Origin of the sequence: Ornithinimicrobium kibberense (genome assembly GCF_006519705.1) — a bacterium.
Lineage (GTDB): Bacteria > Actinomycetota > Actinomycetes > Actinomycetales > Dermatophilaceae > Ornithinicoccus > Ornithinicoccus kibberensis.
The window spans coordinates 42528-57924 of sequence record NZ_VFXM01000011.1 but is presented as its reverse complement, the minus strand read 5'-3'; the positions used below and the strand labels follow the sequence as shown (position 1 = coordinate 57924).

The following is a 15397-nucleotide window of genomic DNA, read 5'->3' as shown; positions in this document are numbered from 1 at the left end:
CCCTCGGCGCAGGCGACGCCCCGGCCGCCCCGCGGGCGACGCCGGGACGGCGACGGTCCTCCTGTCCGGGGTCAGAACTGGTCCTTCTCGTCGGAGATCGTCGCCCGGAACTCCTGGGCGTCGTCGAGGCGCAGCTCGGCGATCTCCTCCCCCTGCTCGCGCAGCAGCTCGTGCCGCTCGCGGCGCCGGCGGGCCTGCTCGATCGGGTCGGGCACCGGTGCGGCGGCGATCAGCCGCTGGGTGTACTCCTCCTGCGGGTGCTCCATGATCTGGGCCCGTGGCCCGGCCTCGACGACCTTGCCGTTCTGCAGCACGACCACCTGGTGGGCGAGCAGGTCGACCACCGCCAGGTCGTGGCTGATGAAGAGGCAGGCGAAGCCGAACTGCTCCTGCAGCTCGGCGAAGATCTTCAGCACCCGGGCCTGGACGGACACGTCGAGCGCCGACGTCGGCTCGTCGGCGACGAGGAGCTCGGGATCCAGGGTCAACGCCCTGGCCACGCAGATGCGCTGCCGCTGCCCGCCGGAGACCTCGTGCGGGTAGCGGTTGAAGACCTCCCGGGGGAGCTGGACGGCGTCGAGCAGCTCGTAGATCTTGTCCTGCCGGGTCTTGCGGTCGCCCACCTTGTGCACCACGAGGGGTTCGGCGATGCACTCGCCGATGGGCAGGCGGGGGTTGAGCGAGGCGGCCGGGTCCTGGAAGACGACGCCGATCCGCTTGCGCAGGGCCTTGAGCTCGCGCTTGTTCATCGTGGTGATGTCCTCGCCGAGGAGCCGGAACTCCCCGGACGCGGCGGGGATCAGGCCCAGGGCGCACCGGCCGATCGTGGACTTGCCGGAGCCGGACTCGCCGACGAGGCCGACGATCTCGCCCTTGCGCACCTGGAAGCTGACGTCGTCGACGGCCCGGAACGGGGGCTTGCCCATCCGCTGGTACTCGATGACGAGGTTGCGCAGGTCGATGGCCAGCGGGGCGTCGTGGTCGACCTCCTCGCGCACGCTGATGCCCATCTGGCCGCGGCCGGCCCCCATCTTGGGCACCGAGCCCAGCAGCATCCTGGTGTAGGCGTGCTGGGGGTGCAGCAGCACCTCCTCCACGGTGCCGCGCTCGACGATCTCGCCCTTGAACATCACGGCGACCCGGTCGGCCATGTCGGCCACGACGCCCATGTTGTGGGTGATGAGCAAGATCCCGGTGTTGAGCTTGTCCTTGAGCGAGCGCAGCAGGTCGAGGATGTCCGCCTGCACCGTGACGTCGAGGGCGGTGGTCGGCTCGTCGGCGATGATGACCTTGGGGTCGCAGCTGATCGCGATGGCGATGACGACCCGTTGACGCTGGCCGCCGGAGAGCTCGTGCGGGTACTTCTTCATCTGCTTGGCCGGCTCGGGGATGCCGACCATCTCCAGCAGCTCGATGGCCCGGTCGACGGCAGCCTGGCCGCGGGCCACGTGGTGCAGCTCCATCGACTCCACCATCTGGGTGCCGACGGTCAGCACGGGGTTGAGCGCGGTCATCGGCTCCTGGAACACCATCGCCACGTCGTTGCCGCGCAGCCGGCGCATGTTCCGCTCCGAGAGCTGACCGACGTCCCGACCGGCCACGTTGACGGCGCCGCCGATGGTGGCGTTGGACGGCAGCAGCCGCATCGCGGTCATCGAGGTGACCGACTTGCCGGAGCCGGACTCACCCACGAGCGCGACGACCTCGCCCGGGCGCACCCGCAGGTCCACGCCCTTGACGGCGTGGACGCTGCCGAACTCGGTCTTGAAGCGGACGTCGACGTCGTCGAAGGTCAGCACGACCTCCTCGCCCTCGCCGGGGGTCCCCGAACCGGTGAACACCTGGTCGCCGTAGTTCTCGGTCGTGGTCGTCATCAGTCGGCGGTCCTGTTCTGACGGGGGTCGAAGGCGTCGCGCAGGCCGTCACCGAGGAAGTTCACGGACAGCGCGATCGCCAGGATGATCATGCCGGGCCACCAGAAGAGCCACGGCCGGGTCTGGAAGCTGTTCTGGTAGGTCGAGATCAGCAGGCCCAGGGAGGTGTCGGGCGGTCGGACGCCCCAGCCGAGGAAGGACAGGGCCGACTCCAGCAGGATGGTCGCGGCGATCGCCAGCGTGGCGCTGACGATGATCGTGCCGATGGTGTTGGGCAGGATGTGCTTGAAGATGATCCGGCTCGAGCTGGTGCCGATGGCCTCGGCGGCAGCGACGAACTCGCGCTCGCGCAGGGAGAGCACCTCGCCGCGCACCAGCCGGGCCAGGCCGGTCCAGGTCAGCACGCTCAGCAGGAAGGCCAGGGGCCAGATGCCACCACCGGCCATCTTGCCGAAGACCGCGGCCATGACCAGGAGCGGGATGACGATGAACAGGTCGGTGACCCGCATGAGGATCGCCTCGACCCAGCCGCGGTAGTAGCCGGCCAGGGCGCCGACGAGCGTGCCGATGATCGTCGACAGGATGCCGACGGTGAAGGCCACGATGAGCGAACGCTGCGTGCCGCGCATCGTGAGGGCGAAGTAGTCCTTGCCGGCGTTGTCCTGGCCGAAGGGGTACTCCCCCGGCTCGAACGGCCACAGCTGCAGGGTGGGCCGCCCCATGTTCTCCACCAGGGCGCCCTCCCAGAAGTTCTTGCCCCACCAGCCCGGGATGACCCCGTAGCCGATCGAGGTGAAGGCGAAGACCGTGATGGCCAGCAGGGCGACCAGGGAGACCATGGCGCCGCGGTGGCGGAAGAATCGGCGGCGGACCAGCTGGCCCTGGGAGTAGGACTTGCCGGTCAGGTCGATGTTCTTCTCGACCGAGTAGATCTCCGGGGCCCCGTCGGCGCTGGTGCCGTCGGTGACCTCGTCCATGGTGTCCGGGTCCTGCGGGGCGGCCTTGTCCTGGGGGGCCGGCACCGGGGAGAGGCCCTCGCGTCCGCTGCCGGGGACCTCGGGCCGGTCCTGCTCGGGGCGGTCCCCGCCGCTGGTCGGGGGCTTGTCGTTCATCGGTCGTTCCTTCGCATGGTCGTGGCCGGCGTCGTCGCCGCCGGTGTCGTGCTCGGGTCGCGGTTCACGGCGCCGCTCACCGGCGGATCCGCGGGTCGAGGAAGGCGTAGGCGATGTCCGCGAGCATGTTCATCAGCACCGCCGCACCGCCGGCCACGAGGTAGTAGGCCATGACCGGGCCGGGGTCGACGGTGTTCAGGCCGTCGCGGAAGATCGCCCCGAGGCCCTTCCAGCCGAAGATGGTCTCGGTGATGACGGCGCCGCCGAGGAGGGCGGCGAAGTCGAAGGCGACGATGGTGGTGATCGGGATGAGCGCGTTGCGCAGCGCGTGCTTGGTGTAGACGACCCGGTCGGAGAGGCCCTTGGACCGCGCGGTGCGGATGTAGTCCTGGTTGATCGTCTCCAGCATCGAGGCCCGGGTGTAACGGCTGTAGCCGGCGATGGAGATCAGCGTCAGCACGATCGTCGGCAGGATCAGCTGGACGCCCCAGTTGTAGATCTCGATCCAGAAGTTGCCCTCGAGCCGCTCCGAGGGGATGCGGGCGTCGCCGATGGTCCCGATCGGACGGCCCTGCGGGGCGACGTCCAGGAAGCCGGCCCAGTTGCGCAGCAGCTGGTCCATGAAGACGAGGAAGCCGAAGGCCAGGGCGGTGCCGATGTTGACCACCATGGAGGTCTTCTTCTCGAAGCCGCCGAAGAACCAGCCGATGGCCGCACCGACAGCCGCGGACACCAGCGCCAGCAGCAGGACGAGGCCCCACGAGGGATCCTGGATGAGGGGCTGGACGAGGAAGTAGCTCACCACCCCCACAGCCAGGGTCCCCAGGCCGGCGTAGAGGATGCGGCGGTGCTGCAGACCCACGGTCAGCACGAGGAAGAAGGCCAGGGCGGCCAGCCCCCCGACGATGATGAGGGGCAGGCCGAGGGCGGGCTGGCGCCACCAGCCGATGCGGTCGAACCAGAAGACGGCTCCGAAGACCACGCCGGCCGTCACCAGGAAGGTCAGCGCCTGCCGTCGGATGTCCCCGCCGAGCACCGAGGCGATGAGCAGGCCGAAGACGATCGCGATGACCCCCATGGCGACCGTCGTCAACTGTGGGTCGGCCATCCAGTTGTTGAACCGGATCGCGCCGAAGTCCTTGAGCAGCACCGCGGCCCAGAAGACGGGCAGGGAGAAGAAGAGGAAGGCCAGGAAGGTGATCGAGTAGTCGAACCCGGAGTACTGGCGGATCGCGGAGAGGACGCCCAGGGTGATGCCGATGATGATGGCCAGGGCCACCGACAGGGCGACCAGCCGCAGGCTGGCTCCCGCCGCCCCCAGCAGGAGGCTGTTGACGTTGGCGCCGTCCCGGGTGGTACCGAGGTCGCACTGGAGCACCAGGCACTTGCCGGCCCCGGTCAGCCAGGTCAGGTAGCGCTGCCACCACGGCATGTCCAGGTTCATGTTGCGGATCCGCGCCTCGATGAGCTGCTCGCGGTTCTCGGCGCGGGTCTCCCGCAGGTCCTGCAACGGGTCTCCGGAGTTGATGGTGGCGAAGTACATCAACGCCGAACCCAGGACCAGGATCACCGCCGAGATGGCGATCCGGCGGAGGATGAACTGGAGCACGGGGAATACCTTCCTGCACTGGGACCACGTCGTCGTGGCGGGGGTGACGTGGCACTCTAACCGACCTGGCAGGCCGTTGGCGAAGAGCCCCGGCGCGCGTCGGGGACGGGGCGGACCGGTCGATGGAGGGGGCACGCGGCGGGGCGGGAGGGCTGATGCCCTCCCGCCCCGTGGCGTGCGACGGACCTACCGGGACGACGTCCCGGGACGGACCGTTAGCGCCGGTGGATCAGCTGGCGCGGACCCACTGCTCGGCGTTCCACGACACACCGGTCTGGGTGGAGTTGTGGCGGACGTTCTCGAGCGAGGCGTCGTGACCGATGACGCCCGGGTGGGCGAACAGCGGGATGCCGTAGAGGTCGTCCCACAGCAGCTTCTCGATCTTCTTCACCTGCTCGAGGTGGACGGCCGGGTCGTTGGACGAGGCCAGCTCGTCCCAGGCAGCGTCGACCTCCTCGTTGGAGTACTGGCCGAAGTTCTGGCCGCCACCGGTGGAGTAGATCGGCTCGCCCGAGGCGATCTGCCCCGAACCGGCCCACGCGAAGAGGGCGACCTCCCAGTCACCGGTCTCCAGCGGACCGCCCTGCTGGAAGAAGGTCGAGTCGCCGGCGTCGACGATGTCGAACCCGGCCTCGTCGCAGGAGGCCTTGATCGCGGTGACCTCGTCGGTGCGGCGCGGGTTGGGCGCCGAGTAGCCGATGCGGACCTCTACCGGCGTCTCGAGCCCGGCCTCCTCCAGCTTGGCGGCCGCACCCTCGATGTCGACCTCGTCGTACCGGCCGTCGTAGGCGGCCGAGAGGACCTCCTGGTAGTCCGGCTGGAAGGGGAACTTCTCGCGCAGGTTCATGACCTCAGCCTCGGGGTTGATCGGCTGGATCAAGTTCTGCACGATCTGCTGACGCGGCACACACATCGCGAACGCCTCGCGGGCGGCCAGGCCACCCTCCTCGTCGGAGAAGACCGAACCCTCGGCGAAGTTGAAGTCGAGGTGCTCCCAGGTCATCTCGTCGCCGGTGAGGGTGGTGACGGTGTCGCCCATGCCGGCGAGCTGGTCCATGGTGTCCACGGTGGCCTGCGGCTCGATGACGTTGATGTCACCGTTCTGCAGGGCCTGGACGTGGGTGCCCGGGTCGGCGAACTTGAAGACCAGGTTGGCCGTGGCCGGGGCCGGGCCGTAGAACTCCTCGTTCGGGACCAGACCCAGGGACAGGTCCTTCTCCCAGACCGAGCCCTGCAGGGTGTACGGACCCGAGGACGGGACGATGGACTCGTCCGGGATCTCGTAGTCGTTGAAGACCCAGCCGGTGTTCCAGAACTCCGAGGCCTGGGCCACCGTCTCGCCGTCGCCGTCGAGGATGGCCTGGGCGAGCGCTTCGGGCTCCATTCCGGACTGCTCGGCCACGATGTGCGAGGGGAGCGCACCGTTCACCAGGAGCTCCCAGTCCGGGTAGGGCTCGGGGTAGACGACCGTGAACTCCTTGGAGCCCACCTCGGTCTCCAGGCCATCGGGAACATAGACGCCGAAGGTGTCGGACACCGGGTCGAAGCCGAGGGTGTCGACGCCGCCGAGGGCCTCCGGGTTGGAGGACGCCCATTCGAGCAGGTAGTCGTTCGCGGTCACCGGGGTGCCGTCGGACCAGACCGCCTCGTCGGAGATGGTGTAGTCGACGGTCAGCGGGTCCTCGCTGGTGACCTCGTAGGAGCCGAACCACTCGTTGGGGTAGACGGTGCCGTCGGTACCCCAGTACCAGAAGCCACCGATGAGCTGGTTGTTCACCACCGCGTTGTAGGTGGAGTTGGTCGACGAGGTGTTGCCGTTGTAGGCGTTGTACTGCTCGGCCCCGGTCGAGAACGAGATCTCGTCCTGGGCGGTCTCGATGTCGCCCAGGTCCGCCTTCGCGGTGTCCTCCTCGCCACCGCCGGCAGCGGTGCCGTCCTCCGAGGTCGCCGAGTCGTCGTCGCCGCCTGCGGTCGACTCCTCGTCGTCGGTCTCGGCGTCGGTGCCGCCGCCCTGCTCGTTGGTCGTGCCGGTGTCCTCGGGGGTGTCCGTCTCGGACGTGCAGCCGGCCAGGGCGAGGGCTCCGGCCGCCACGACGGCCATGGTCGCGCGCCTGATCTTCAATGTTCCTCCTAGTGGGAAGCTCGGGCCGGAGCACGCGTCCCACTCTGGACGCGCACCCGGTCGACACCGAGCCGGGGGGTTGCGAGAGCAACATAGGCACGGGTGGGGCCCCGACGCCACACCGGTGACCGGACGGTCACTCGATCGTTACCAGTTTGAGACGTCGGCCGCCCGCCCGTCGGCGGCTCAGCGCGGGCCCTCGAGGGGGTCGAGCACCGCGCGGACCTGGTCGTCGGACCGGCGGGCGCTGAGCGCCGCCCGCACCGCGCGGACGTCGGCGGGCAACGATCCCGCCCGTCCCTCTCCCAGGACCGCGACGAACTCCTCGGGACCGGTGGCCCGGACGCCGCCGAGCGGGACGTGGCCGAGCTCCTCCAGCCGGTCGGCGAACTCCTTCACGCCCGCGGGGGCGCCGCGGAGCAGCACGTGCCGGCGCACCGGAGGAAGACCCAGCTCGACCCGGTCCGCCAGCTCGCGCGCGGCGAGCCACACGGGGTCCCACCGGACGAGGGCCTCGACGGCCGGGACCTGGGCGTGCGGAGGGACCCCGCACAGCACGACCCGTCCTGGGCCTTCGCGGGGGGCCGGCCGGACCATCGCGGCGGCAGCGCTCCACCTCCGCAACGCCTCGACGGCCGCGTCCAGGCTGGCCCGGTCCAGCAGCTGCCAGCCGTCCAGCAGGGCCGCCGCCCGGTAGCCCCCTGGAGCCCATGGCTCGGCGCCCGGCGTCGCGACCACCACCATGGGCGTGTCCTCCACGGTCGCGACCACGGAGGCACCGCCGGACGTGAGCACCCGGACGCCGGGGAAGGCCCGTCCGAGCTCCTCTGCGGTCCGCCGCTCCCCGACGCCGATCGCCCGCAGACGTCCCGAGCCGCACGCCCGGCACCGGGTCTCCTCCGCGGGGGGCAGCCCGCACCAACGGCAGACCGGCGTGGTGCCGGTCGCGGGCACGCCGACCGGTCCCGCGCAGCGGGGGCACCGCACAGGGGTGCGGCACTCCTGGCAGGCCAGTGCTACGACATACCCCTGCCGGGAGACCTGGACGAGCACCGGCCCCTCCTCGAGGCCGTCCCGCAGGGCCCGCCAGGCGAGGCTGGGGATGCGGGCGGTGCGGGCGGCCGGGTCGCGGTCCTCCTGCCGTCCCTCACCGGCGACGAGCACCGACGGGGCCGCCGCCCGCACGGCGGACCTGCCCGGCACCACGTCGGCCGCGAGGCCGGTCGCGACCCAGGCCTGCAGCGGGACGCTGCGTGCCAGACCACCGACCAGCAGGCCGGCACCCTCCTGGACGGCCCGCAGGCGCAGCACCTCGCGCACGTGCGGGTAGGGAGCCCTGGGCTCCTGGTGCAGGTCGTCGCCGTCGTCCCAGCAGACGAGCAGGCCCAGGTCCCGGACGGGGGCCCAGGCCGCGGCCCGGGTGCCGACGGCCACCCGGGTGTGCCCCCGCAGGAGGCGCAGGAAGGCGCGGTAGCGCGCCTCCGGTCCCAGGTCGGCGGTCAGGGCGACGCAGTCCTGCTCGCCGACGGCGGCCGACACGGCGGCGAGCACCCGGTCCACGTCACGCCGGTCCGGCACCACCACCACCGCGCCCCGCCCGCCGGAACGGGTCGCCGCCACCGCCTCCGCGACGGCGTCCGGCCAGTCCGTCCCGGGGGTCTGTGCGGGCAGGGCCGTCCACGCGGCCACGGGCGACTCCCCGGCCGCCAGCCGACGCAGGAGCGCGGGGCCGGCGGGGAAGGCGGACCAGGCCCCAAGGGGCTGCCCGGCGGAGGGAGGAGCGGCGGGGCCGGCCGGCTCCTCGGCCGGTGGGGGCTCGGCGGACTCGGCGCGGGCGTGCCGTGGGGGCACGGCCAGGCGGAGCACGTCGGCCAGGGTGCCGCCGTAGTGGTCGGCCACGGCCCGGGCCGCGGCCAGCACGTCGGCGGTGAGCACGGGCTCTGCGCCCACGACCCGCAGGACCGGCGACAGCCTGCCGGGATGGTCGGCCTCGGCGGCCCGGGCCACGACGAAGCCGTCGTGCTGGCGGCCCGCCATCCGCACCCGCACCCGGACCCCGGGCTGCGCGGCGTCGGCCAGGTCGTGCGGGACGACGTACTCGAAGACCCGGTCGAGGTGGGGCAGCGGCGTGTCGATGACGACCTGGGCGACGGGGTCCCGGTCGGCCGGGGCCCGGTCCGCGGGCGGGGACGGTCGACGGCGGCGTCGGGCACCGGCCGGTGGGGGCACCAGCGTCAGCTGCTCCTCCACCTCGTCGCCCCCCGCCCGCGTCCGCGCGTCCGGCGCCACCGGTGCTCAGACCGCCCGGCGCAGCTCCTCGACCCGGTCGAGGCGCTCCCAGGTGAAGGCGTCGTCCACCCCAGGCGCCTCCGTGCGGCCGAAGTGCCCGTAGGCGGCGGTGGGTCGGTAGATCGGGCGGAGCAGGTCGAGCTGGTCCACGAGGGCGGCGGGCCGCAGGTCGAACACCCGGGCGACCGCGTCCTGGATGGTGTCGTCGGGCACCGTGCCGGTCCCGAACGTCTCCACGTAGAGCCCGACCGGATGCGCGGTGCCGATCGCGTAGGCGACCTGGATCTCGCAGCGACGCGCCAGCCCGGCGGCCACCACGTGCTTGGCCACCCACCGCATCGCGTAGGCGGCGGACCGGTCGACCTTGGAGGGGTCCTTGCCGGAGAAGGCTCCTCCCCCGTGCCGGGCCATGCCGCCGTAGGTGTCCACGATGATCTTGCGCCCGGTGAGGCCGGCGTCCCCCATGGGCCCGCCGATCGTGAAGATGCCGGTGGGGTTGACCAGCATCCGGTAGCCGTCGGTGTGCAGGTCGATCCCGGCCTCGTGCGCCTCCTCGAGCACCGGGCCGATGACCCGCTCCCGGATGTCGGGCGTGAGCTGGTCCTCCAGGGAGATGTCCCGGGCGTGCTGGGTGGACAGGACCACGGTGTCCAGGCGCACGGCCCGGTCCCCCTCGTAGGCGATGGTCACCTGGGTCTTGCCGTCGGGCCGCAGGTAGTCCAGCTCGCCGCTCTTGCGCACCTGGCTGAGCCGCTCGGCCAGCCGGTGGGCCAGGAAGATCGGCAGCGGCATCAGCTCGGGGGTGTCCTCGCAGGCGTAGCCGAACATCAGGCCCTGGTCGCCGGCGCCCTGGACGTCGTAGGGGTCCGCACCGGACTCGTCGCGGCTGGCCATGGCCGTGTCCACGCCGACGGCGATGTCGACGGACTGGTCGCCGATGGAGACCTCGACGCCGCAGGTCCGTCCGTCGAACCCCTTGTGCGAGTTGTCGTAGCCGATGTCCAGGATGGTGTGGCGCACGATCTGGGGGATGTTGGCGTAGCCACTGGTGCGCACCTCCCCCGCGACGTGCACCAGCCCCGTGGTCACCAGGGTCTCGACCGCGACCCGCGAGCCCGGGTCCTGGCGGAGGAGCTCGTCGAGGATGCCGTCGCTGATCTGGTCGCAGATCTTGTCGGGGTGTCCCTCGGTGACGGACTCGGACGTGAACAGGCGGGCCATCGACTCTCCTCGCGGTTGCGCAGCGGCTGCTGACTGACCCGGGCAGTCTACGGTCCGGGACCGACGGCCCCGCCTGCTACGTCCCCAGGGCGGAGACGACCTCGTCGAGGACCGCGGCGGCGACCTTGTCCTTCCCGGTCGGCCCGACGGTGCGCACGTCCGCGACGTCGGGACGCAGCAGGTGGACGGTGCTGGTGTCCTGGCCGAAGGTCACGCCCGGGCCCACCTCGTTGGCCACGAGCAGGTCGCAGCCCTTGCGTTCCAGCTTGGCCCGGGCGTGCTGGAGGACGTCCCCCTGGTCGTCGCCGGTCTCCGCGGCAAAACCGACGAGGAAGGGCCGGTCGCGGTCCCCCCGGTCGGCGACCAGGCCGGCCAGCACGTCGGGGTTGCGCACCAGCTCGACCACGGGCGCCTCCGACGCGTCCGGTCCGTGCTCCTTCTTGATCTTGCGCGTGGCGTAGGCCGCGGGCCGGAAGTCCGCGACGGCGGCGGCCATGACGACGACGTCCGCGTCGTCGGCCACCGCCTGATGCACGGCGTCCTGCAGCTGCAGGCCCGTCTCGACGTCGACCACCTCGGCCCCCTCGGGGGCGGGGAGGTCGACGTTGGCGGACACCAGGGTCACCCGGGCCCCACGACGGGCCGCCTCGGCCGCGAGGGCGTAGCCCTGCTTGCCCGACGACCGGTTGCCCAGGAAGCGCACGGGGTCCAGCGGCTCGCGGGTGCCGCCCGCGGACACCACCACGTGCCGTCCGGCGAGGTCGACGGGTGAACCGTCGGCTCTGCGGCCGGTGGCCGCACCCTCCGGGACACGGGCCAGCGCGGCGGCGACGATCTCCTCCGGCTCGGGCAGCCGACCGGGGCCGCTGTCGGTGCCGGTGAGCCGGCCGGAGGCCGGCTCGACGACGTGGACCCCCCGGTCGCGCAACGTCCGCACGTTGGCGGCCGTCGCGCCGTGGTGCCACATCTCGGTGTGCATGGCCGGGGCGAGCACGACCGGGCAGCGCGCCACGAGCAGCGTGGTGGTCAGCAGGTCGTCGGCCAGGCCGGCGGCCGCCCGGGCCAGCAGGTCGGCGGTCGCGGGGGCCACGAGCACCAGGTCGGCCTCCTGCCCGAGCCGGACGTGCGCGACGCCCGGCACGTCGTCCCAGACCTCGGTCGCCACGGGCCGTCCGCTGAGGGCCTCCCAGGTGGCGGTGCCGACGAACCGCAGCGCGGCGCGGGTGGGCACGACGGTGACCTCGTGCCCGGCCTCGGTCAGCAGGCGCAGGACCAGGCAGGCCTTGTAGGCGGCGATCCCCCCGGAGACCCCGAGGACGATCCGCATACCCCTGGTCCTGGTCAGCTCTCGATGGCGCCCAGGTGCAGCTTGCCCTGGTCGACCTCGTGCAGCGCGATGGACAGCGGCTTGTCGGTCGCGTCGGCCTCCACGAGGGGACCGACGTACTCGAGCAGGCCCTCCGAGAGCTGGGAGTAGTAGGCGTTGATCTGGCGGGCCCGCTTGGCGGCGTAGATGACGAGGGCGTACTTGCTGTCCGCCCGCTCGAGGAGACTGTCGATCGGCGGGTTGGTGATGCCGTCCGGGTGGGCGATGGTGCCGGTCACGTTCTCACGATTCCTTTGCTGGGGTGGGGTCAACCATCAATGATACGAGTTCCTCGGCGGCGCGGGAAACGTCGTCGTTGACGATGGTCACGTCGAACTCCTGGGCGGCGTCGAGCTCGGTGCGGGCGGTGCGCAGCCGCACCTCGCGTTCCTCGGCCGACTCGGTGCCCCGTCCCTCGAGCCGGTCGACGAGGTCGCCCCAGGAGGGCGGTGCGAGGAAGACGAACAACGCGTCGGGCATCGCCCTGCGGACCTGGCGGGCGCCCTGCAGGTCGATCTCCAGCAGGGCCGGCCGACCCTGCGCGAGCACCTGCTCCACCGGTCCGCGCGGCGTGCCGTAGCGGGCCCGGCCGTGCACCCACGCCCACTCGAGGAGTTCGTCCTCCCGCGTCAGCCGGTCGAACTCGGCGTCGTCGACGAAGTAGTAGTGCTGGCCGTGGACCTCGTCCGGCCGCGGCGGCCGCGTGGTCGCCGACACCGACAACCAGACCCCCGGGTGGTGACGGCGCACGTACGCGGCCACGGTCCCCTTGCCCACGGCGGTCGGCCCGGCCAGGACGACGAGTCGACGGGCGGGGACCGAGCCCCCGGGGTCGCCGGCGACGTGGGACTGCTGCGCGGTGATCAGCTCTCGCCGAACCGCTCGAGCAGCTGGGCGATCTGGTTGGCGCCCAGCCCACGGACCCGACGGCTCTCGGAGATGCCGATCTCCTCCATCACCTGCCGGGCCCGGACCCGACCCACGCCCGGCAACGACTCCAGCAGCGCCGAGACCTTCATCTTGCCGACGACGTCGTTCTCCTTGCCCTCGGAGATGACGTCCTTGAGCGAGCCCTGGGCGTTCTTGAGCCGGTTCTTCACGGCCGCGCGCTCACGGCGGGCCTCCGCCGCCTTGGCGAGCGCGTCGGCTCGCTGCTCGGGCGTCAGCTGGGGAAGGGGCACGATCCAACTCCTCCGTCTGGGTCGGTGCACGGACGGGTGTCCGCTGCAGTGAACCTATCCACACCCGGGCGGGTGTGCCAACCCCGCGCGGAGCTCACCCCGGGGCCAGGTCGCGGCGCAGCTGCCCGGACCACGTGGTGACGGCCCGGACCAGGTCGTCCGGGCGTGGTCCGGCTGCGAGGATCCCCCGGCCGACCGGCACCAGGACGCGGTCGGTCAGACCGGCGAAGACCCGCGCCACGTCGGCCCCGGACGCCCCCTGCGCGCCGACCCCGGGGGCGAGCACCGGGGCGCCGGCGGCGGACAGGTCCAGACCGAGGACCGAGGGGGTCGCCGGGAGGGTCGCCCCGACCACCAGGCCCACGTCCCCGAACGGTGCCAGGCCGGCGTTATCGGCCGCGACCTGGTCGACCACCCGGGCGGCGACCGACGGCGACCCGACCTGCTGGACCTGGGCGCCCTCGGGGTTGGACGTCAGTCCTAGGACCCACACCCCGCGGCCGGTCGCGCGGGCGAGGTCCACGGCGGGACGGAGCGCCCCGTAGCCGAGGTAGGGGCTCAACGTCACCGAGTCGGCGGCCAGCGGGGCTCCGTCGGCCAGGTAGGCCTCGGCGTAGGCCAGCATGGTCGAGCCGATGTCCCCTCGTTTGACGTCCAGCACGCTGAGCAGGCCGCGCTCCCGGCACCCGGCGAGCACCTCCTCCAGGACGCGGACCCCCTCCGCACCGTGCCGCTCGAAGAAGGCGGACTGTGGCTTGACGGCGGCGCACCTGCCGGCCGCCGCGTCGAGGACCCGACCGCTGAAGACGCGCAGCCCGTCCGCGTCGTCGGGCAGTCCCCAGTCCGCCAGCAGCCGCGGGTGCGGGTCGAGCCCGACGCAGAGGGGACCGTGCCGTCCCATCGCCTCGGCCAGCCTGGCTCCGAAGTGGGTGGTGGTCACGCGGTTCTCCTGTCTGTGGTGGGACGAGGGGACGAGGGGGGTGGCGCTGCCTCGGCGGCCGTCCGCAGCACCGGCAGCTGGGTGGGGTCCGCCCACAGGGCCGTGCCCACCTGGACGCCGTCGGCACCGTCGCTGAGTGCGGCACGGACGGTCGTGGCCGAGTGGATCCCACCGGCGGCGACGAGAAAGGTGCCGGGCCAGCGCTGCTCCGCCGCTGCCGAGCACAGCGAGCGCAGTCCGGCCCTCGTCGTCGCGGCGTTCGAGGGTCCGGTCCACCACCGGCCCCCGCCGAGGGGAACCTGCCCCGACACCACGACGGCCGAGGCTCCTCCGGCCACCGCGGACCGGGCGACGGCGACCAGCTGCGGATCGACCGCCAGCACCTTGACGAGGACGGGCAGGGTGCGCCCCGCGGCCTCGCGGACCCGGGCGGTCGCCCGCAGGACCGTCTGCTCGTCGCGGCCGCGCAGGTCCACCTCGACGGCGCCCATGACACCTCCGTCGGGGTGCCGCAGCAGCTGCTGCAGCGGGGCGGCGAGCTCCTCGGGCGCAGCACCCCGCACCGCGAGGCACACGCGGTGGCCCGCGGTGGCGGCCCAGGTCAGGCGGGCGCCGGCCACCTCGACGGTGAGGGCAGGCGCGTCGTCGTGGTCGACCCCGCCGACGCCGGACCCGTGCACCCGGGTGCGTGCGTCGCTGCTGCGACGGGACCCGGTGGCGACCGGACCGACGGGGAGCAGCAGTCCGTCCGCACCCTCGAGGCGGGCCAGCGCGGCAGGGTCGGTCAGCGCGCCCGGGCCGAGCCAGGTCCGTGGCAGCGTCGTGCGCCGTGCGGCGCTCAGGACGACCTCCCCCCGACCCACTCCCCCGGGACCACCGGGCCCTCGGTGCAGGCACGCAGCAGCTGCCCGGCGGCCGGACCGCCGGGCAGCTCCAGGTCGCACCCTCCGCACAATCCCGTGCCGCACAGCACGTCCTGCCCGCCCACGTCCAGGACGCTGGCCCGGCAGGCCACGCCCCGCGCACCGGCCGCGTCGACGAGCCGAGGCAGCAGGTGCAGGGGGGTGGCCGCATACACGACCCCCACCTGGCCGGTGAGCTCGTCCAGCACCCGGCCGACGGCGTCGACGAGGTCGACCGAGGTCGTCAGCACCACGCTGCGGGCGTGCCGGCGCAGGAAGGGCAGGTCCAGGTGCAGCTCGGGGTCGTCGGCCGAGAGCACGAGGTGCACGACGCAGCCCCGGGAGCGCAGGCGCGCCGTGAGCCACCGGAGCGGGACGGCGCCGCCCTCGTGGCCGACGAGGAGCACCGGCACCGGCTGACGGGGTGCCGGGAAGCCCTGCCCCACGGGGCCCAGCAGCCTCATCCGGTCGCCGGGCGTCGTCGACCGGTCCGCGGGAAGCACCAGCTCGGCCGTGGTGCCGTGCACCGGGTCCTGGTCCGAGCCGGCGAGCCAGTGCACGCGGGCCCGGACCGTGCCCGCCGCCGGGTCGCGCGGCTCGACCACGAACTGGCCCGGCCGTGCGCTGCCCCAGCCGTCGTGCCCGTGGGACACCGTCAGCCCGACCACGTCGAAGCGGCCGGCCGGACGTACCGAGACGACCTCGGCCGTCGACGTGGTCAGGACCTCGGCCGGCCGGGGCCCGGCGGGAGGTCGCCGTGCGTCCATGACGGTGGCCGCGA

General features: G+C 72.8%; 13 protein-coding genes. All 13 read right to left on the bottom strand.

Features of this window, described 5'->3' with window-relative positions:
- Positions 1-71: 71 nt before the first annotated feature.
- The 13 genes from FJR00_RS10640 to FJR00_RS10580 all read right to left on the bottom strand — a co-directional run bounded on the left by FJR00_RS10640 (position 72) and on the right by FJR00_RS10580 (position 15383).
- Positions 72-1874 (bottom strand): ABC transporter ATP-binding protein, encoded by a 1803-nt coding sequence (locus FJR00_RS10640; protein ID WP_141338714.1) that lies wholly within the window; start codon positions 1872-1874, stop codon positions 72-74.
- On the bottom strand, positions 1874-2986 hold the full coding sequence (locus FJR00_RS10635) for an ABC transporter permease (RefSeq protein WP_377465378.1): 1113 nt from the start codon (positions 2984-2986) through the stop codon (positions 1874-1876). Before FJR00_RS10635 ends, FJR00_RS10640 begins: the two co-directional genes overlap by 1 nt.
- Before the next feature lie 76 nt (positions 2987-3062).
- Positions 3063-4595 carry an ABC transporter permease gene (locus tag FJR00_RS10630; protein WP_141338713.1) on the bottom strand — a complete coding sequence of 511 codons (1533 nt, stop codon included), beginning with the start codon at positions 4593-4595 and terminating at the stop codon, positions 3063-3065.
- Positions 4596-4824: 229 nt separating this feature from the next.
- The gene (locus FJR00_RS10625; protein ID WP_181409594.1) at positions 4825-6717 is read right to left on the bottom strand and encodes an ABC transporter family substrate-binding protein; all 1893 of its coding nucleotides are present in this window, start codon (positions 6715-6717) and stop codon (positions 4825-4827) included.
- Positions 6718-6903: 186 nt separating this feature from the next.
- Positions 6904-8967: a primosomal protein N' family DNA-binding protein gene (locus FJR00_RS10620; protein ID WP_238330435.1), complete on the bottom strand. Its 2064-nt coding sequence runs from the start codon at positions 8965-8967 to the stop codon at positions 6904-6906.
- A 45-nt stretch (positions 8968-9012) separates the two neighbouring features.
- Entirely contained in the window at positions 9013-10227 is a 1215-nt protein-coding gene (metK, locus tag FJR00_RS10615; RefSeq protein WP_141338712.1) for a methionine adenosyltransferase, read from the bottom strand.
- 76 nt (positions 10228-10303) lie between these two features.
- Positions 10304-11554 carry a bifunctional phosphopantothenoylcysteine decarboxylase/phosphopantothenate--cysteine ligase CoaBC gene (coaBC, locus tag FJR00_RS10610; RefSeq protein WP_141338711.1) on the bottom strand — a complete coding sequence of 417 codons (1251 nt, stop codon included), beginning with the start codon at positions 11552-11554 and terminating at the stop codon, positions 10304-10306.
- Positions 11555-11568: 14 nt separating this feature from the next.
- Positions 11569-11832 carry a DNA-directed RNA polymerase subunit omega gene (gene rpoZ / locus FJR00_RS10605; protein ID WP_075958990.1) on the bottom strand — a complete coding sequence of 88 codons (264 nt, stop codon included), beginning with the start codon at positions 11830-11832 and terminating at the stop codon, positions 11569-11571.
- Between the two features lie 4 nt (positions 11833-11836).
- Positions 11837-12370 (bottom strand): guanylate kinase, encoded by a 534-nt coding sequence (gene gmk, locus FJR00_RS10600; protein ID WP_238330434.1) that lies wholly within the window; start codon positions 12368-12370, stop codon positions 11837-11839.
- An 86-nt stretch (positions 12371-12456) separates the two neighbouring features.
- Positions 12457-12774, bottom strand: a complete 318-nt coding sequence (mihF, locus tag FJR00_RS10595) for an integration host factor, actinobacterial type (RefSeq protein ID WP_075958988.1) — start codon at positions 12772-12774, stop codon at positions 12457-12459.
- A gap of 94 nt (positions 12775-12868) precedes the next feature.
- The gene (gene pyrF, locus FJR00_RS10590) at positions 12869-13714 is read right to left on the bottom strand and encodes an orotidine-5'-phosphate decarboxylase (RefSeq protein WP_202876650.1); all 846 of its coding nucleotides are present in this window, start codon (positions 13712-13714) and stop codon (positions 12869-12871) included.
- Positions 13711-14577, bottom strand: coding sequence for a nitronate monooxygenase (locus tag FJR00_RS10585; protein WP_141338709.1), 867 nt, complete (start codon positions 14575-14577; stop codon positions 13711-13713). The genes pyrF and FJR00_RS10585 overlap by 4 nt, the downstream gene beginning before the upstream one ends.
- Positions 14553-15383 carry an iron-sulfur cluster-binding protein gene (locus FJR00_RS10580; RefSeq protein ID WP_141338708.1) on the bottom strand — a complete coding sequence of 277 codons (831 nt, stop codon included), beginning with the start codon at positions 15381-15383 and terminating at the stop codon, positions 14553-14555. Before FJR00_RS10580 ends, FJR00_RS10585 begins: the two co-directional genes overlap by 25 nt.
- Positions 15384-15397 lie beyond the last annotated feature (14 nt).